General features: G+C 41.7%; 19 protein-coding genes. 4 read left to right on the top strand and 15 right to left on the bottom strand.

Going from position 1 to position 18,259, the window contains the following annotated elements; all coding sequences use genetic code 11:
• Nucleotides 1–81: 81 nt before the first annotated feature.
• From J8M00_RS24540 to J8M00_RS24520, 5 genes are read right to left on the bottom strand one after another with little or no spacing between them, the layout of a single operon-like run.
• Nucleotides 82–681 (bottom strand): SCO family protein, encoded by a 600-nt coding sequence (locus J8M00_RS24540; protein ID WP_211013036.1) that lies wholly within the window; start codon nucleotides 679–681, stop codon nucleotides 82–84.
• Complete coding sequence (gene cyoE / locus J8M00_RS24535; protein ID WP_211013035.1) at nucleotides 681–1,586, bottom strand: heme o synthase; 906 nt, start codon at nucleotides 1,584–1,586, stop codon at nucleotides 681–683. Before cyoE ends, J8M00_RS24540 begins: the two co-directional genes overlap by 1 nt.
• Nucleotides 1,583–2,578, bottom strand: coding sequence for a COX15/CtaA family protein (locus tag J8M00_RS24530; RefSeq protein WP_211013034.1), 996 nt, complete (start codon nucleotides 2,576–2,578; stop codon nucleotides 1,583–1,585). The genes cyoE and J8M00_RS24530 overlap by 4 nt, the downstream gene beginning before the upstream one ends.
• 9 nt (nucleotides 2,579–2,587) lie before the next feature.
• Nucleotides 2,588–3,061 carry a transmembrane cytochrome oxidase associated protein gene (locus tag J8M00_RS24525; protein ID WP_211013033.1) on the bottom strand — a complete coding sequence of 158 codons (474 nt, stop codon included), beginning with the start codon at nucleotides 3,059–3,061 and terminating at the stop codon, nucleotides 2,588–2,590.
• Nucleotides 3,054–3,800, bottom strand: coding sequence for an SURF1 family protein (locus tag J8M00_RS24520; protein ID WP_211013032.1), 747 nt, complete (start codon nucleotides 3,798–3,800; stop codon nucleotides 3,054–3,056). The genes J8M00_RS24525 and J8M00_RS24520 overlap by 8 nt, the downstream gene beginning before the upstream one ends.
• Here J8M00_RS24520 and J8M00_RS24515 point away from each other — a divergent pair.
• Nucleotides 3,778–4,095, top strand: coding sequence for a DUF2909 family protein (locus J8M00_RS24515; RefSeq protein ID WP_348772569.1), 318 nt, complete (start codon nucleotides 3,778–3,780; stop codon nucleotides 4,093–4,095). The genes J8M00_RS24520 and J8M00_RS24515 overlap by 23 nt on opposite strands.
• On the opposite strand, the gene J8M00_RS24510 is transcribed toward J8M00_RS24515, so the two are convergent.
• From J8M00_RS24510 to J8M00_RS24475, 8 genes are all read right to left on the bottom strand, one after another.
• The gene (locus tag J8M00_RS24510) at nucleotides 4,001–4,876 is read right to left on the bottom strand and encodes a cytochrome c oxidase subunit 3 (RefSeq protein WP_211013030.1); all 876 of its coding nucleotides are present in this window, start codon (nucleotides 4,874–4,876) and stop codon (nucleotides 4,001–4,003) included. The genes J8M00_RS24515 and J8M00_RS24510 overlap by 95 nt on opposite strands.
• Nucleotides 4,869–5,468: a cytochrome c oxidase assembly protein gene (locus J8M00_RS24505; RefSeq protein ID WP_211013029.1), complete on the bottom strand. Its 600-nt coding sequence runs from the start codon at nucleotides 5,466–5,468 to the stop codon at nucleotides 4,869–4,871. Before J8M00_RS24505 ends, J8M00_RS24510 begins: the two co-directional genes overlap by 8 nt.
• A complete protein-coding gene (ctaD, locus tag J8M00_RS24500; protein WP_023400691.1) occupies nucleotides 5,469–7,058 on the bottom strand; it encodes a cytochrome c oxidase subunit I in 1,590 nt (529 codons plus the stop codon). It lies immediately after the preceding gene.
• Nucleotides 7,058–8,203 (bottom strand): cytochrome c oxidase subunit II, encoded by a 1,146-nt coding sequence (gene coxB, locus J8M00_RS24495; RefSeq protein ID WP_211013028.1) that lies wholly within the window; start codon nucleotides 8,201–8,203, stop codon nucleotides 7,058–7,060. Before coxB ends, ctaD begins: the two co-directional genes overlap by 1 nt.
• 339 nt (nucleotides 8,204–8,542) lie before the next feature.
• Nucleotides 8,543–8,746: a hypothetical protein gene (locus J8M00_RS24490; protein WP_211013027.1), complete on the bottom strand. Its 204-nt coding sequence runs from the start codon at nucleotides 8,744–8,746 to the stop codon at nucleotides 8,543–8,545.
• A 592-nt stretch (nucleotides 8,747–9,338) separates the two neighbouring features.
• A complete protein-coding gene (locus J8M00_RS24485) occupies nucleotides 9,339–9,560 on the bottom strand; it encodes a hypothetical protein (protein ID WP_211013026.1) in 222 nt (73 codons plus the stop codon).
• A gap of 188 nt (nucleotides 9,561–9,748) precedes the next feature.
• A complete protein-coding gene (locus J8M00_RS24480; protein ID WP_211013025.1) occupies nucleotides 9,749–10,963 on the bottom strand; it encodes a serine hydrolase domain-containing protein in 1,215 nt (404 codons plus the stop codon).
• A gap of 46 nt (nucleotides 10,964–11,009) precedes the next feature.
• Nucleotides 11,010–11,843 (bottom strand): alpha/beta hydrolase, encoded by an 834-nt coding sequence (locus J8M00_RS24475; RefSeq protein ID WP_247687550.1) that lies wholly within the window; start codon nucleotides 11,841–11,843, stop codon nucleotides 11,010–11,012.
• A 276-nt stretch (nucleotides 11,844–12,119) separates the two neighbouring features.
• Here J8M00_RS24475 and J8M00_RS24470 point away from each other — a divergent pair, with 276 nt between their 5' ends.
• On the top strand, nucleotides 12,120–14,264 hold the full coding sequence (locus tag J8M00_RS24470) for a winged helix-turn-helix domain-containing protein (RefSeq protein WP_211013024.1): 2,145 nt from the start codon (nucleotides 12,120–12,122) through the stop codon (nucleotides 14,262–14,264).
• A gap of 584 nt (nucleotides 14,265–14,848) precedes the next feature.
• Nucleotides 14,849–15,406: a DUF4879 domain-containing protein gene (locus J8M00_RS24465; RefSeq protein ID WP_211013023.1), complete on the top strand. Its 558-nt coding sequence runs from the start codon at nucleotides 14,849–14,851 to the stop codon at nucleotides 15,404–15,406.
• Here J8M00_RS24465 and J8M00_RS24460 read toward each other — a convergent pair whose 3' ends face one another.
• Complete coding sequence (locus J8M00_RS24460) at nucleotides 15,407–15,874, bottom strand: hypothetical protein (protein WP_211013022.1); 468 nt, start codon at nucleotides 15,872–15,874, stop codon at nucleotides 15,407–15,409.
• Between the two features lie 85 nt (nucleotides 15,875–15,959).
• Between J8M00_RS24460 and J8M00_RS24455 the strand changes: the two genes are divergently transcribed.
• Nucleotides 15,960–16,217, top strand: coding sequence for a hypothetical protein (locus J8M00_RS24455; RefSeq protein ID WP_211013021.1), 258 nt, complete (start codon nucleotides 15,960–15,962; stop codon nucleotides 16,215–16,217).
• Between the two features lie 353 nt (nucleotides 16,218–16,570).
• On the opposite strand, the gene groL is transcribed toward J8M00_RS24455, so the two are convergent.
• Nucleotides 16,571–18,220 carry a chaperonin GroEL gene (gene groL / locus J8M00_RS24450; RefSeq protein ID WP_211013020.1) on the bottom strand — a complete coding sequence of 550 codons (1,650 nt, stop codon included), beginning with the start codon at nucleotides 18,218–18,220 and terminating at the stop codon, nucleotides 16,571–16,573.
• Between the last annotated feature and the right edge of the window lie 39 nt (nucleotides 18,221–18,259).

The following is an 18,259-nucleotide window of genomic DNA, read 5'->3' as shown; positions in this document are numbered from 1 at the left end:
ATGATGAAATTGCCAAAATTCTGAGCAAAAGAAATAAAAATATTATTAACTTAGACGTCGGTACAGCACTTTGCAGGGTTATTAGTAGGATTGTGAGATAATTTTAAAATCTTCAATGATATGTTGTGTATTTACGGTTGGAACCTCGCCTTTTAAGAACTCAGGTTTAAAGATAGCGCTTAATTCTCCGAAAGGATTAATGAGTGCTATTGAAGCACTATGGTCAACATAGTAATCTTCATCTGTTCCGTCATTAATAGCATAAATTAAACCTATGTCTCTCACAAAAGGAAAAAGTTGCTTATGTTTATTGGTTACTGCTAAAAACCGCTCATCAAAATACCCTATATAATCCTTTCTTTTTTGCTGGGTATCTCGTTGCGGATCAACTGAAACAAACCAGATTTGCGCCTTCTCTATACTGCTGATCTTACTGTTTATTTGTGCCAACTTTGCGAGTGTCATTGGACAGACATCTGGACAACTTGTATAACCAAGAAACAGGAAGTTCCATCGTCCAAGTAATGCCTCATTTGTCACTATATTATTATTCTGATCAACTAATTCAAATGGCTTTAACTGCTTGGGATCAGGATATCGCACAGTAAAATCTGAAACATTCTCAGGCTGTTTACATGACAATAATACAGTGGATATAAGAAACAGTAATATTAAGCGCATTAGGTTACTAACTTATCAATAAATAATGAACCAAAGAGTAGCAACAAATAACTGATGGAAAAATGAAAAACTTGCATTGCTGACTCTGAGTTTGATTCAAAATATAAAATCATCACTTTTTGTAAAAATCGTATATTTAAAATACACGCTACAGCCAAGTAAAATACACCAGACATACCGATTAAATAAGGTAAAATACATACTAATGCAAGTAGTACCGCATATACACACATACAGAGTTTGGAAAATTGAGTGCCGTGAGTCACAGGCAGCATAGGCACGTTTGCACGTTTGTAGTCGTTTTTTCGTGCTATCGCCAAAGCCCAAAAGTGTGGAGGTGTCCAAGTAAAGATAATCATCACTAACAACCAAGGTTCGGCACTTAATACTTGAGTTTCACTCACCCATCCTAACAGTGGCGGCATCGCTCCCGCTAAACCACCAATCACGATATTTTGTGGTGTCGAATGCTTGAGGAACACGGTATACACTACCGCATACCCAAATAACGCCATCACCGTTAATAAGGCGCACAGCCAATTGCTAAACAAAAGCAACATGCATACACCAAATATGCCAATCGTAAACGCAAAAATATAGGCTTGCTGCACACTTAATTGATTTTGTACTAGAGGTCGGTGCCGAGTTCGTGCCATCTTTTTATCTCGTGCACGATCCAAAATATGATTTATGGCAGCCGCTGCGGCAGATACCAAGCCGATACCAATTAAGCTCCCTAGCTGAAACCAACTACTTCGCTGTGAGTCTGGAGCCAATACAATTCCAACCCATGCAGTCAGTACAAGCATTAACACCACTTTTGGCTTACAAATGTTCAGGTAAGCCATCCCGGCACGCGACAGGCTGTCAAAAACATATGTATATTTACTCAACCCTATATTCATATCCACACCTGCCGGGCTCTAGAAAGCAAAAAGCACGTTCGAAGCAAAGCTAAAAGTAACAAAGCAGCCATAAAGTTATGAAACAGAGTTAAAAGGATAGGAAACTTAAAATAAACAATCACGCCACCAATGAAAACTTGAAGCAAAACCAAAGCCAGCACTTGATTAGCTCCTTTGCGAATTATCGGCTGAGATATTTTAATGTGAACCAGTACTGCCATCGCAACAATTGACAATAAAGTAACGCTTGCCCAAATTCGATGCATTAAATGTATCGACAACCGCGTGTCAAAAGGCAAAACTCCATATTCGTAGGTACTTGATTTTTCTGGCAGTCTCAATAGGCTTTGCCAAGAAAACAATTCACTATTTGAACATAACGGTAGGCCGGTGCAATGAGGAGCTGCATAATTTGCCGCCAACCATCCGCCCAGTGCTATTTGCAACACCAAGATACACGTACATATTATGCCAGCTTTAAAACACAGTGCTGCGTGATTTTCATACTCAACCACTGGCGGTGACCACCTTAAATATAATAACGTCAACAGCGACAACACAGTAAAGCCACCGAGCAAATGCCCCATAACCACGAAAGGTTGTAAGTTCATTGTCACAGTCCACATACCAAGCAGCGCTTGAATGGCGATCATCATTAATAATGCACCCGCCAATATTTTAGGTGCATGTTTTTGCTTAGAGCGGACAATTACAAAGAACAACAGTAGCACAACCAATGCAAGGCAACCCGCAAAGTATCTGTGTATCATCTCAATCCAAGCTTTGCGCGGTTCAATTGTACTGCTAGGATATTTTTGTTGGGCAGCTGTAATTTCGTGCACCTCGTTAGGTACAGTTAAAAAGCCATAACACCCTGGCCAGTCAGGACATCCTAACCCTGCATTACTCAAGCGAGTGTATGCGCCTAGCACAACCACACAAATCGCCAGCATACAAGCAAATGTAATAGTACGTTGAAGTACATTAGACATACCGCCTCCTTACTGTGAACGAGCGTAATTTAAGAGTTTTTTCATATCCTTTAATAGCCCTTTTAGGACTAACCTGTTCGCTTCTGGATCGGGCTTGTAAAGATATTCCAGTACAACCAGACCCTGCTTATTTACAAGATAAAATGACGCCGGAGTTAGCTTCTCTTGCACACTTTGTTCAATGGCAAGTTCGTCCGTACCCACCATGACAATAGACACTTTGCTGCGATTCTTTCCAAGCGCGACGTGCAGATTTTGCGCATTGCTTTTTTGGACTGCACAGGCTGATGCACAACCACTTGGCAGATTTAATACAATGGTCCATAACTTGTCGTCTTGCTGAATAGGCAACCAAATTTCATGCTCAAGAAAATTGCCATTATTGGTTGTTGAAGAGGGCCTAAAATCGAGTTTAAGTACTGTAAAAGCCATAATTACAGGCAACAGAAAACATCCAATAAATAACCACAGTGTTTTATTCATATTTTAGCTTCCCCGATTCTCTTTTGGACGCAAAAAGCGCTATGACTCCCGCAGATAATCCGATCAATAACCATTGCAGAGCATAAGCTCGGTGTTTTTCTGGACTCATTACAACCGCCTCGTAATGAGGAGTGATACCTTCAATAACGGCCTGATCCGCGATCAGTAGCAGTGGTGAAATATTAGCCTCTAGTTCTCGACTAAAAAATGTGTGCTCCAAGTACTGTAATACATTGCTGTGGTGCGCACTTTGGTTGGGATATTCGGCCAGCGTAAAGCCCGACCAATTACCGATTTTAAACTGTGCATTGACCTGTAGTTTGCCGCTAGGAAGCGCAATTTCCGGCAGGTGAGAACGGTTTTTTCCAGCTGGTACAAACCCTAGGTTAATGACAAAACGTTCGGCACTATCGTCTGCATCAAATATTGCAATTAGGTCATAACCAACCTGACCGCTCACAATTTGATTATCCAGTAGCCACCAGTGTTTTTGGTCTAGCTTTCCCGTCAATACCGCTTTAACACCTTGCAGTGAATCGGGATCTTGACTGAATAGGGTCTTCTGGTTTTGAGACCGCTCTGTTAGTTGTGCTAAGAGTGCTTGCTTGTTTGTGGCTCTTTGCCATTGCCAATATGACAACCTGAAGCATACTAACATCACCACAATCACTGCCAAAATCACCAGAACTGTACTAGTCTTTTTATTAAATACACTGATGGCAGACTCCTTCATGCTCATAAAATGGATTATTACAGCATTACTTTTAGTTGTTCTTTTTCATCTTTTTCATGCCTTAATCGTTATGCTTCAAGGCGCTGATAAATCTAAAAACATGTCCCAATTGCTTGGGAAGCGTGTGCTATATTCTCTCATCGTAATTTTATGCATCACACTTTCGAGTCAAATCGGCTTTATCAATTTTAACCCTCAACCTATAACTACAACACATACACAAATACGAATAGGCACAACCACACAACATCAACAAAGTGCCAATACCAAGCAGCAGCCTGAAACGCAAAATGTTGATTAGAATCTAGATGTCCTTTCATAACCCTGAGCCAGACAACAAGTAGCATGAGTGCCCCAAGCGTTACATGCATGCCGTGAAACCCGGTTAACATAAAGAAAGTATTTCCGTAAATTCCTGAGTCTAATTTTAATCCCAGCTCCATATACGCATGCACATACTCTTCAACTTGAAAGCCTAAAAAGACTAACCCGAGTAATATGGTTAGTCCGAGAAAGGCTTTAAGCTTTTGGCGTTCATCGCGTTCGATTGCTGTATGTGCGAAATGCAAGGTAACAGATGAGGTAAGAAGAATAATGGTATTAGTCAGCGGCAACCCGTGCCACGGCATAGCTTGTGTTACATCACCACTTGGCGTTACTAGTAACGGCCATACAGCTTCAAATTGGGGCCATAATACTTCGTTGGTCATCAGGTTATTACTACTCCCTCCCAACCAAGGTACAGCGAACATTCTGACATAAAACAAAGCACCAAAAAATGCAGCGAAAAACATGACTTCGGAAAAAATAAACCACCCCATACCTTGGCGGAATGATCTATCCATTTGCGCTGAATATAAACCACTCATAGACTCATCAATAACATGCCTAAACCAACCGACTATCATGGCAATCAAAGCCACAATTCCGGAAAATAAAACCCAAGCGCCTGAACTACTCTCTTTCTCTAATTGCATCACTGTAAGCCCCGCACCCACGGCAATTAAAAACATGGCAACGGCACCTATAATTGGCCATGGGCTTTGCTCTGGCACATAATAAGTTTGGTAACTTTTATCCATTTTGAGGTCCTCGCATAATACTATGCTTAGTCGAAATATACTGTTCCACCTTCAAACCGGGCACTTGATTTAAGTTGCTCGCTGTTGTGTCTGTTACATCATATAGCGTGTAAGAAAGGGTAAGCTCTTGTACGTCCGCTGGTAATTCAGTATCTACGTAAAATCGCAATGTGAATTCCATTGACTGATTCGCCGCCAGTGGCTGCTGATCAAAACAAAAACATGCCAACTTATGAAGATACTTAGCAGCCTGACCTGGCGAAACCGACGGTATTGCCTGCATCACCCTTGCTTTATCACTAAGGTTGTGTGCCACAAATTGCACTTCAGACAGCTTGCCGGGCTGTACACTCACAGAATATTGTTGAGCTTTGACACTAAATGGCGCACTACTTTTTGAGTGAGTTGTAAAGCTGACTTCGACCTGCCGAGAATCATCTACCGTCTCACTTTGTTGAGCGACAACCAAATCTACTTTGCCGTTCAATCCAGTTATGTCACAAAAAACGTCATATAACGGCACTAATGCAAATGCAAACGCAAACATCCCAAGTACCGCGAGTATCAGCTTTCGTAACAGAGCGGTGTGCATTTAATCTACCTTCGGCGGTGTTGAAAACGTATGATAGGGCGCTGGCGAAGCAACTTGCCACTCGAGCCCCTCAGCACCATCCCACACTTTGTTGGCAACAGCTTTACCGCCAGCAATACACTTAAATACGACGGCCACAAACAACAATTGAGATAGTCCAAATGCAAAGCCACCAATACTGATGATGGCGTTGAAATCAGCAAACTGCAGTGCATAATCGGGAATTCTTCTCGGCATTCCAGCTAAACCGACAAAATGCATAGGGAAAAACAGCACATTGACACTTACTAGAGATAACCAAAAGTGCCACTGAGCGAGTGTCTCGCTATACATGTTGCCAGTCCACTTTGGCAACCAATAATAGGCAGCAGCCATTATCGAGAACACCGCGCCTGTGACCAATACATAGTGGAAGTGAGCCACCACAAAATATGTATCGTGATACTGAAAGTCAGCAGGCGTTATGGCTAACATCAGGCCTGAAAAGCCACCCAGCGTAAATAACACAATAAAAGCAATTGCAAACATCATGGGGATCTCAAAACTTATCGCCCCTCGCCACATAGTCGCTACCCAGTTAAAAACCTTCACGCCAGTAGGCACAGAGATCAGCATGGTTGCATACATAAAAAATAACTCGCCTGCCAAGGGCATACCTGTGGTAAACATATGGTGTGCCCACACCACAAATGAGAGCAATGCGATTGATGAAGTCGCGTAAACCATAGAGGCATAGCCGAAGAGCTTTTTACGAGAAAATGTTGGCACTATGGTAGAAATGATACCAAATGCAGGCAGGATCATGATGTACACTTCTGGATGACCAAAAAACCAAAAAATATGTTGAAACATCACCGGATCACCACCTCCAGCGGCGTCAAAAAAGCTGGTACCAAAATACTTGTCGGTCAATACCATAGTCACAGCACCTGCTAACACTGGCATCACCGCAATAAGTAGGAATGCCGTTATCAACCAGGTCCATACGAATAGCGGGAGTTTCATCCACGTCATGCCTGGCGCACGCAAGTTAACAATGGTGACTATGACATTGATAGCCCCCATAATGGAACTAATCCCCATAATGTGGACTGCAAAAACGAATAAAGCAGTGTTGTCATTACTGTAGGTTGTCGATAGTGGAGCATAAAACGTCCACCCAAATGCCGGGCCGCCACCTTCCATAAAAAGTGAAGCCAGTAAAATAGCAAAGGCAAATGGCAGGATCCAAAAACTCCAGTTGTTCATTCTGGGCAATGCCATATCTGGTGCGCCTATCATCATAGGGATCATCCAGTTTGCCAAGCCGGTAAATGCAGGCATAACCGCACCAAACACCATTATCAAACCATGAACCGTGGTCATTTGATTAAAAAAGTGGGGGTCAACAAGCTGCATTCCTGGTTGAAATAACTCTGCGCGAATGACCATAGCCATCGCTCCGCCAGTTAAAAACATCAACAGTGAAAACAGCAAATACAAAGATCCGATATCTTTATGATTAGTTGTAAAAATCCAACGCTTCAGCCCAGAGGGAGCACCGTGATTGTGTTCATGCGGTACAGCTTGTTCTTGTGCGGTAGTCGACATTACTCTTTCTCCTTTGTACCATCAATGAAGGCCTGAATTTGTCCAGGCTGAACTACCTCCTGGGTATCATTACCCCAACTATTTCGTTTAAAGGTAATAACTCCAGCAATCTCAGTTAATGTAAGTTGCTTTCCAAACGCTTGCATCGCAGTACCAGGTCGACCATTTACTAAAATGTCGATATGAGCTTTGAGTTCCCCATTAACCACTGCACTGCCTTTCATGGCAGGGAACACGCCGGGTAAGCCAAGCCCCGTTGGTTGATGGCATGCAGCGCAATATGCCATATAAACCTTTTCACCTGTGGCCATGAGTTCATCTTTAGACAAGGTTGCCCCTACTGACGCAGCTTCGGCTTGCATTGCATCAGCTTTTGCTTGCTTGGCATCCGCTAACCAAACATCGAAGTCTTCCGGGGATCGAGCTTCCACGACAACTGGCATAAAACCATGATCTTTTCCGCACAGCTCAGCACACTGACCGCGATAAATACCTTGTTCGTTTACACGGGTCCAAGCTTCATTTATAAACCCTGGATTGGCGTCTTTTTTCACCGCAAAATCAGGCACCCACCATGAGTGGATAACATCATCAGAGGTCAATAAAAACCTTACTTTGCGATCTGTAGGGATCACCAAGGGCTTATCAACTTCCAGTAAATAATGCTCATCTTTTGCTTGTAGGTTTGCAATTTGATCTTTGGGGGTAGAGAGGACTGAGAAAAAATCAACGTCATGACCCATATATTCATAGTGCCACTTCCATTGAGAGCCCGTTACTTTGATTGTTAGATCAGATTTACTGGTATCTTCCATGGCTATCAGCGTTTTGGTCGCTGGAATGGCCATCACGACCAGTATGACAAACGGAATTGCCGTCCAAATTATTTCTACTTTGGTGCTTTCGTGAAACTGAGCTGGTTGCGCTCCTTTGGATTTACGGTGATGTATTAGAGCCCAAAACATCACCGAAAAAACAATCACTCCAATCACACAACAAATTAAAAAAATTGTCATGTGCAGTTCATACACCTCATTACTCACATCAGTCACACCCTGACGCATGTTGTAATCACTGGCTACAGAACTGAAGCTAACCAGAATAAGGCTTAAAAAATTGAACAGCTGTAATTTAGCAAGATTCATGTGACGTCTCCGAGCCCTTATATTTTTAGTCTTGAAGGGTTTTTATTATTGGATGACTGTCAATAGGCCTTTTATTGCCCAAACTGCATGACTTCTTTAACGATTAGTAAAAAAACAACCACCTTGCAAGTTTTGTTTTGTGATAAATACCACTACGTTTGAGTAATTACTTTATTTTAAATTGCAGCAAAGAAGGTGCTGATGAAAGCGCTACAGAATGGAGTAAGAAAATAACTTTATATTTAAATACAGATAGATAAGGTAAAAATAACAATTATAAGTAGAAAAGTGGGAGCGTACTTTAAGTACACTCCCTACAAATGTAATACTTTAATGGTATTAGCAGAACTGGCTACCTGTTTCAGGATCTGTACCAGTGATTACACATCTTCCTGCAGGTCGTTTTGCCGTATTGCAGCCAAAAGAGTCGCAGTGGTGACTATATTGTATGCCGCCGGCGATCTGTGGTGTCATATCCTGTGAAATTGAATCGCTGTTTTTTGTTAGTGATTTTAGTTTTGTTTTCTTGAGCTTAATATTCATTTTTATTCCTTTTTTCGTTTTACTTAAACACTTTAAAAAATATCAAAAAAAGAAAATAAAACCACAAAAAACAATCAAAAGAAGATAATTAATAAATATTTTTATTAAAAATAAATATCGTAATACAGCACCTAAACAAAAACTTCAAACCCTAAAAAACAACAACTTAATCCACCTAAAATTAATCAAAACAAAAAAAGAGAACCAAATATTAATAATGAAATATCTCTTTGATTACAGCCGACATAAAATAGAATAAAAGACACTCTCAAGCAAAGTCTAAAACTCACTCTCTCCTTTCACGCGGTATTGATTAAGAATACTTAGCTTTTATTACTGACATGTAATTACTACTGCAACAGTACACTCTTTTTTATTTAAGCTTCAAAAAATAATGCGACTTACAGGGAGGTAATAAACGCGATTTATACCTGACAAAATCTCAACCTGTGATCATATGGTACTTAAGTGGAAGACCAACTTCATTTTAAACTGCGTTCAAAGTTAAATAAAAACCGGTGAGGAGTGAAAATTGAGGTACAACAAGGAGATTTAGAAATGAGCTCAACTAAGAGCTCATACCTGAACTAGATTAGTAGTCTACCACAGTGCCTGTAATATCACATGGTCTACCTGGGCCCGGCGATGTATGGCACTCAAACTCTACACATGAGATCTCTGCGGTAGGAACATACGTGCCACCGCCACCTGGACGACTACTACCGCCAGCAACATGAGGTGTCATATTTTTCCCAAGCGAGTTATGGTTTTTGGTTAACGATTTCAACTTTGTTGTTTTTAATTTGATATTCATTTTTTATTCCTGTTTTTATAATTAGCAACCTCAAAGTACCCATTTTAAAAACAAAATACAAACGATCATACCTTATTAAAACCACAACTTTTTCTGAATAAAATATAACCTGTCAAATCTAGACACTTAGGAAGCGGCGATTTAAAAATAAATAGTTCATTTAAAAAAAGAAAGCTCATTGAGTCCTATCACTCACTTGCTATAAAAATAGGCAACACCCGTGTAGCAATGATCTTCATTGTTTGTTCGTTTCGCTCATGACCTGTTGTAACTATTATCAAATCTAAATCATCTATCACAACAATATACTGTCCACCACCTCCTTGAGCGGACCGAGTAAAATAGCGCATATTGGCAACTAACATATCAGCCTGCCACCAAAAATAACCATAGCTAGGGTTCTTTACGTGTTTTCCTGTAAAAAATATATCGCTCTCTTTAAGTGCCACAATTTTGTTTGATGACTTAGACAAATACGCTTTTGGGATCAATTGCACTCCTTGCCACTCTCCCTCTGACTTCGCTAGCAACCCCAATTTAACCATATCCCTTGAGGTTAGCTCGGACCCATATGCACCTATCGGTAAACCATCGTCACCTTCACGCCACCGGTAGTTGAAGATCCCTAATCGATGAAACAACTCCTTTTCGATAAAAGCGTTAGCGCCATTGGGCACCACCGCGTTGAGTACCAGCATTACCAACGCTGGATCTTCACTTTGATAGTTAAAAGTACGGTTAGTGGGGTCAATTGGCGATGTAGATGACAACAATATTTGCAATTGATTGTGAGCCAATTGCGCACTAGGCACAGGCGATAGCTCATCCCTTATGCGCAACCCTGATTGCATCGTTAAAGCTTGATGCAATGTGATGCTATTAACCCCTGAAGTAAGTTGGCTAGAGTTCAAATCATTAAAAAATGACACAATAGGTTTATGTAGATCTGCCATTTTGAGATGGCCTAGTGCGATAGCTCGGCCAATAGCCAAACTCAGTATTGCTTTAGTAACGGATGCTTGGCGGTGAGGTTGATCAACTCTTCCCTTTAAATAATAAGACTCAAAAATAAGTTCGTCGCCCCTCACCACCAAAAAGCTATCGTACTTACCTAGTTTTTGGGCGCTTATTTCCTCAGCCAATCTTTTCAACTTTTTTTTATCGCCATGAGTGCTGCCAAAGTTGCCGACTTGAATACCGTCACTTAACTTTTCTGGTAAAAAGCTAATGTAGGGCATTTCCAAGCTAGGTAATTCTGATAATGGCAGTTGTTTCTCCGCCTCTGCAGCCTTTGGTGCAATTGATGTACCCACCACCACAGAGGCATTTGCAGCGCTCTGGCCCAACAAACAACTTAATACAATCAATAACCTTTTCGATATTAAATTAATGGGAGATATCATAAGCCACTCCTATACACTCGCATTTATCAGTGCTGAAAACTGTTTCTTATAGATTTGATAACCATGTCACGCCACGGGCAACTGTCATGGGTACAGATTGAGAGTGATCACCATCCATTACTTCATGTGTCAAAGACAGCTGGCCCTGTTTATGGTCATTCAACTTGGATATCAGTTTATCAACATGCTTTTTCAGTCGCGGCTCTTGGTCGCCATATGAAATAAACACATTTGCGTGTAGCTGCTTCTGTTTACTCAGTAGTTCGCTTAAGTAATCCACGCTGCCGCCAAGAGCTGGGCTACCCAATATGTAGTGATTAAAAGTATCTGGCTGTGCAATCAATGCATACATACCAAACTGACCGCCAAGTGAATAACCAAAATAGGCACGTTGATTTGGCTTGGTGTTATAGAGTGCGTCAACCCGCTTAAAAACGTCTTTGCGAATAAAAGTTAAATGTTCTGTAGCTTGGCCAAAATGATATTTTGCCTGCCTAGCCTGATCCGATGAAGGCGTGACCGTATAATCTCGAAATCGACTGGCATGTGGCGCTGCGGCCTCACCATTGATCTTAGGCATGTCTTTTTGCCAAGATATGCCAACTAAGATAACTTCATCCATTAAAAATGTGGTTGCCGCTGACAACAGATCAAGTTGCCATACCGCGTCGGTGAAATAAACAACTGGGTAGCGACGTTTTGGATCTTGTCCATACTCCTCAGGTAGCTTGACCAATAACTCATACTGGCCGCCGTTGACTGAATTAGTGATTGGCACAACTTGCGTTCTCGGCATGGTATACGATTCAAACTCCGCTGCCTGTATGTTCATCAGCGGTATCATCATGTATATCACTGTCAGCATATATTTTTTCATCATTATTCCTCGTTATTTATACTAAGTAAGCTCGACTAAAACAGCCGCTTTTTAGCTTGCCCACTGCGTGTCTTTGACTAACTCGATGATGAGATTAACGCACTTGGAACGAGATGCTTGATGTCTTGCTGACGTCTCTTTGACTTTGCAATGAAAAATAAAATAGCAAAATTTTCAATCGGTTATGATTTGATATTTAACTATCAAATGCGTATGTTAACCTTGCTTTATACGAGTTAAGATAATTACAACAATTGCTGACTATCAGTAGGAAGGGCTATGCAACAACAGTATTGGGTAGGCGACTTTTATATCGATTTGTCCAGAAACCAAATTTCACACCAAGATCATACCCAAACTCTGGCACCAAAAGCTCTAGCCGTGCTTACGGTCTTAGCAAAACATCAAGGAGAAGTGCTCAGCCAAGACATGCTGCTCGACAGCGTTTGGCAAAATACCATTGTATCCCCAAATACTTTGCAACGTAGTATTGCCCAACTGAGAAAGGCACTCGGCGACGATGGTAAAGTACAAGTTGTAATTAAAACTCATGCAAAACAAGGCTACAGCTTAGAGGCTAAAGTTGAGTGGGGTGAAAAAACCGATGCGTCAACAGTAACGGAACCTTTAAACACAGCAATTCAATCAAATGAGCCAATGGTACATGCAAAAGACAGTCTGAATGCCAAACCTATAAACAGCAAAAAAATCTTATTATTTGGTGCGCTGCTATTTACTACAATTGGCGCCTCTATTGCCTTTCTTAAGCCGCAGCCCACTTCTTTATCGGTCGCCAAGCTGACGGCTTTGACAGCAACCGATGATAGGGAAAATGCCGGGATATACTCACCAAATGGCGAGTACGTAGTTTTTCATCGCTATGAAGAACGCATGTGTATTAACAATATATGGGCAAAACATACAGGTACTCAGGCGGAGTATCAATTAACACAAAGTCTAAGCTCACACGGTAGGCATACTTTTTCAGAAGATGGCCGCACACTCTACTTTGTACAAGAGCAAGATTGCAGACAACCAGTTACACAAAAGCAGTGTTACAAACTAATGAGTCTCGACTTTGAAAAGTCGCTTGTCTCGCCACAACAACCTAAAACCCTCATGGAGTGCAAAAACTCTCGGATCCGCTCACCTAAGTGGATGAAGGGCAATCAACTTGCACTGCTGCAACAACATCAAAATAGATGGCAACTGATCAGTTACGCCTTGGATACCCAACAAAGCCAAAAAATTTACGGCTCCCTTGATGACAACGTCATTCAATTTGCTTATTCACCCTCAGAAGATCTTATCGCCCTCACCAGCGTCAATACGCAGGGAGAGTACCATCTGCAAATCCTGTCACCAGACGGAGGGGTCCACTCAAAAGTCGCTATTAACTATCCAAGTGAAATTGCAAAATACCGTTTTATTTATCCTAACTTTGCCCCTTTTGATGAGCAGCTTTTGTTCAGCACTGGTAGGCAGTTATTTACTCTTTCTTACGATGGTCAAATTGATAATGTGAGTCTTCCTCTCGATGAGCCTATGGGGTCACCAAACTTTCACCCCAGTGGCAACCGTATCCTCGTAACCAAAGGCTTCTACGACAGTGACATTGCTTCGGTGCCACTGGATGAACTTGAAAGCGCAGCTCAAGACCCAATGCACGACAATCATCGTAAGGTTTACAATATTATCGAGCGTTCTATTTCTGCAGAAGACAGCGCGATATTTCAGCCTAGCGGCAGTAAACTGGCCTTTAGTTCACAGCGCTCTGGTATCGACCAAGTTTGGATAAGTGATGGGAAAACCACTCAGCAGCTCTCACATTTTGCTATGGATAGCTATATTGATGGGTTTTATTGGGCACAAGATGGACAAAGCCTGTTAGCCAATTCAGCGAAGGAAATCTATCAAATTAACCTCAACGGAAACAGCCAGCACTTTGCATTCCCCTTCCCGATTGATCAACTTTTCCACTGGGACAGTGGCGCTCAAACTGCACTGGCCAATATCCGGGTTGGCGGCTTACTCAAATTTGCCCAACTTGATTTAGCAAACCTATCTTATACAGAGCTGAGAGATACACCTGTAAACTGGGCGCAAAAAAATGCCACAGGGAAAATCATCTACACTGACAAATTGGATAGATTTTGGCAATCAGGCTCCATTGAAGATACCCTGATAGAGACACTAATAAATCAAGGCAGTGACAAGCGATTTATACTTGATGGAGAACGCCTATATGGTATCAATGAACAATATGAGTTATGGCACTATGAACTTGGTAACAAACAATTTAAAGTGATCGGAAAACTGCCAAAAAACCTCGATTACCTTACCGATGTACGCCAATCACATGCACTCATATCACTGCGCATTAATGCCAAAAAAGAACTAGCAGAGCTGGTACTTGATCAGTAGGCCTAATCTTTAGAGTTGTTACTGAGTAGGTAAAAAGCGCATTTATTCTGATCAGAGCAAGACCTTGTGAACTAGAGCTCAAGGTCAACAACATTTCAAAAATACGCCCTAACACAGGAGCTCAATAGTAAACGTACTCTTAACCCGAATAACAAAACTCATCTCGAAAAAAATGAACATTTTATTTCTGAGGATAAAACCTGTGATGGCGAGAGGTTTTTGTGAATAACCCTAATTTCGTACTATTAAAAACTTAGCAACTTTCCCTTGCTCTCATCAGCTCTACAGCAAGAAAAAACATCAGTCGCTCTGCTTACCCAGACGACAACTTATACTATCTAAATGAGACATTCGAAAGGCAATGTCGATACCTTATATATACTTCATGCTTAGGTATTTCAGAGTTTGTTGTTGAGAAATACAAAAAATAAACGTGTGAATCAAATTAGTTTCCGCAACATATCATATTTATAAAAATAAAATAGCCCGCTCTCAGAATCAACATGCCCACTTTTTAACCCATTGACTCATATCCATATTATAGATAGTGTTTTGTTCAACAAATAAACAAAAGGACATGAAAAATGAAACATTTAAAGAACGTTGTACTATTTACTTCAATGTTTGGTGCATCAATGGCTGCGCAAAGTAGCGAACTACTCAACAATGCCTCTAATACCTGGGAATTTGAACAATATAAAAACTCCCTTATCCAAGAAATTAAAGACACACACACAAGCTATCAGACAATGATAAACGAATCCGGCTCTGTTCACATTATGGCTCCGGCTGCGCCTCTGAGCTCTTTTGAGATCAGAGGGGTTATTTCTTCGAACTACCCGCAATGGGAAGGTATTGCTCCAAATGCGTTTTCCACCACACAAGACCATGGTGGAAGGGAAGTATATATTTTAACGCGCGAGATCGGCTACGCGAACCCGTCGTCTCGTATAGCAAAACTGAATGGTTCTTCACTATCAGTAATTGATACACATCCGGTCACTTCAGGCAGCAGTGTTGTTGGCTATTTAGTTGTTTGGAAGTACTCTGTTGGCACATTCACTTCGGGAACAGCAACGGCCAGTGCTCGCTCGATAAACTTTCCAAACAACCAAGAAGATGATCGCCTGTATATCCGATAGTCAGGCACTTGCGTGGAATCTCCCCGCACCTCCAAAATGATAAGCTTCTAGTGTATGGAGAAGCTCTTTGGAGAACGCAACTTGAGAGGCTGGTGCACCGTTCGCAGTGGCCTCTCTTAGTCGTTCTTTTTGCATTGCAATGACATCTACTTTCTCATTTTCAGCTTTAGATAATGCACTCAAGGAAACTTCTCCATCTCCCTGATTCAGCCCTGTCGCCGTCGCAGTATAATGCAGTGAAAGTGAGGCATGTTGCCCCAAAGTCAGCACACCTTCGTCATACAAAGCCTTTGATGCTTGAGAAAGCTCTTTCATCGTCATATTAGTAAAGTCAAATTTATCATTTTCCGTATGACCACTTGCCGCCGGAGATGGTGGCAATGTTTTGCCTAATTTTTCACCAGACACAGTTTGCTGAGCTTGAACTTGTTGCTGACTATATACAAGCGATTGATTTTGAACCTTCATTGTATAAATCCTTCTATTAGTGGCAATACAGACTAAGCAAAGTTTATGCCTATCTCACATATGTTTTTTATTCGGCTCGATTTAGATGAAAGTGCATCCCCTACATAAACTGAAACAACTCATAGATAGAGCTTCTATCAATATCAGAAGGCGCAGAACTTGGGTCAAGCACTTACGAGCACGGTTTGAAGTCAGCGTGGGATTTGCTTGTAACGAAGCAGGATTTAGTCGCGGCGTTTATTACTCTCGATATAAACCACAGCCTGATGACGAAGTGATTGATACATTTTTTATGCGTGTTGAGCTGTATCCTAGATGGGGAATGCCAATACAAATTCAATAGGTACCATAAGCCAGAATTGGCATCAAGTACGGTAGGAGTTTGACCACTGAACAGTGTATAAAGCTTGGCTTTATTGATGTAACAAAGTTGGAGTCTTGAGCTATTTAATCGCAGCTATCAAGAAGAAATCTTGGATTTATAGCAGCTTGAGTCACTTCAACAGATTCGTGACATTACAGACAAGTGATTAGGTATTTATCACTATAAACGATCCCATGATACTCTCTGAGAGCAAATTCCAATGGTCTGTCTTGAGACAGCGTCATTTTACCAACGAGCTGTGCTAAATCAGTAACATAAAAAACCCAAGCTATTGCTTGGGTTTTTCAGTATTAGCTTAGGCTAAAGGATGATTACATCATGCCGCCCATACCGCCCATACCGCCCATGCCACCCATATCAGGTGCAGCAGCTGGCTCATCTTTAGGAATTTCAGCAACCATAGCTTCAGTTGTGATCATAAGACCCGCTACTGATGCTGCGAACTGAAGTGCAGAACGCGTTACTTTAGTCGGATCAAGGATACCCATTTCAATCATGTCGTCGTACTGACCGTTTGCCGCGTTGTAACCATAGTTACCTTCGCCAGCTTTTACTGAGTTAACAACAACAGATGCTTCGTCACCAGCGTTTGAAACGATTTGACGTAGAGGCGCTTCCATCGCACGTAGTGCAACTTTAACACCGTGGTTTTGGTCTTCGTTTTCACCTTCAAGACCTGCGATCTTGCTAGCAACACGCACTAGTGCAACACCACCACCAGGTACAACACCTTCTTCAACCGCAGCGCGAGTTGCGTGTAGTGCATCTTCAACGCGGTCTTTCTTCTCTTTCATTTCAACTTCAGTTGCTGCGCCAACCTTAATTACTGCAACACCGCCAGCAAGTTTTGCCATGCGCTCTTGTAGTTTTTCTTTGTCGTAATCTGAAGTTGCTTCTTCGATTTGTGCTTTGATCTGTGATACGCGGCCGTCAATAGCTGCTTGCTCACCAACACCATCAATGATTGTCGTGTCGTCTTTAGTGATAACAACGCGCTTAGCAGTACCAAGGTCTTCTAGTGTTGCTTTTTCAAGCTCTAGACCGATTTCTTCAGAAATCACAGTACCACCAGTTAGGATAGCGATATCTTGTAACATTGCCTTACGACGGTCGCCAAAACCAGGTGCTTTAACGGCTGCTACTTTCACGATACCACGCATGTTGTTCACAACTAGCGTCGCCAGTGCTTCACCTTCAAGGTCTTCAGCGATGATAAGTAGTGGCTTACTTGTCTTAGCAACACCTTCTAGTGTAGGAAGTAGTTCACGGATGTTAGATACTTTCTTATCTACTAGTAGAATGTGTGGGTTATCTAGTTCAACTTGGCCTTTTTCAGCGTTGTTGATGAAATAAGGTGATAGGTAACCGCGGTCAAACTGCATACCTTCAACAACATCTAGTTCATTTTCTAGAGATTGGCCTTCTTCAACCGTGATAACACCTGACTCACGACCTACTTTTTCCATTGCCTCAGCAATGATGTCACCAATTTCTTTATCTGAGTTTGCAGAGATAGTACCTACCTGTGCAATTGCTTTTGTATCAGCACACGGAGCAGAAAGCGCTTTTAGCTCTTCAACTGCTGCAACAACTGCTTTGTCGATACCGCGCTTAAGGTCCATTGGGTTCATGCCTGCAGCAACAGACTTAAGACCTTCGTTTACGATTGCTTGTGCTAGTACTGTCGCTGTAGTTGTACCGTCACCTGCTGCATCATTTGCTTTTGACGCAACTTCTTTAACCATCTGCGCGCCCATGTTCTCAAACTTGTCTTCAAGTTCGATCTCTTTCGCTACAGATACACCATCTTTAGTGATAGTTGGTGCGCCGAATGACTTGTCTAGTACAACATTACGACCTTTAGGACCCAGTGTTACTTTTACTGCGTCAGCCAATACATTTACGCCCTGAAGCATTTTAGTGCGAGCGTCACCTGCAAAACGAACTTCTTTTGCTGCCATGTTTTTATTCCTCTAAATTCTTTTCGTTAAAAGCTACTT

Source organism: Pseudoalteromonas luteoviolacea, from assembly GCF_018100925.1.
GTDB lineage: Bacteria > Pseudomonadota > Gammaproteobacteria > Enterobacterales > Alteromonadaceae > Pseudoalteromonas > Pseudoalteromonas obscura.
The sequence above is the reverse complement of the archived record's forward strand: the minus strand, read 5'-3'. Positions and strand labels throughout refer to the sequence as shown.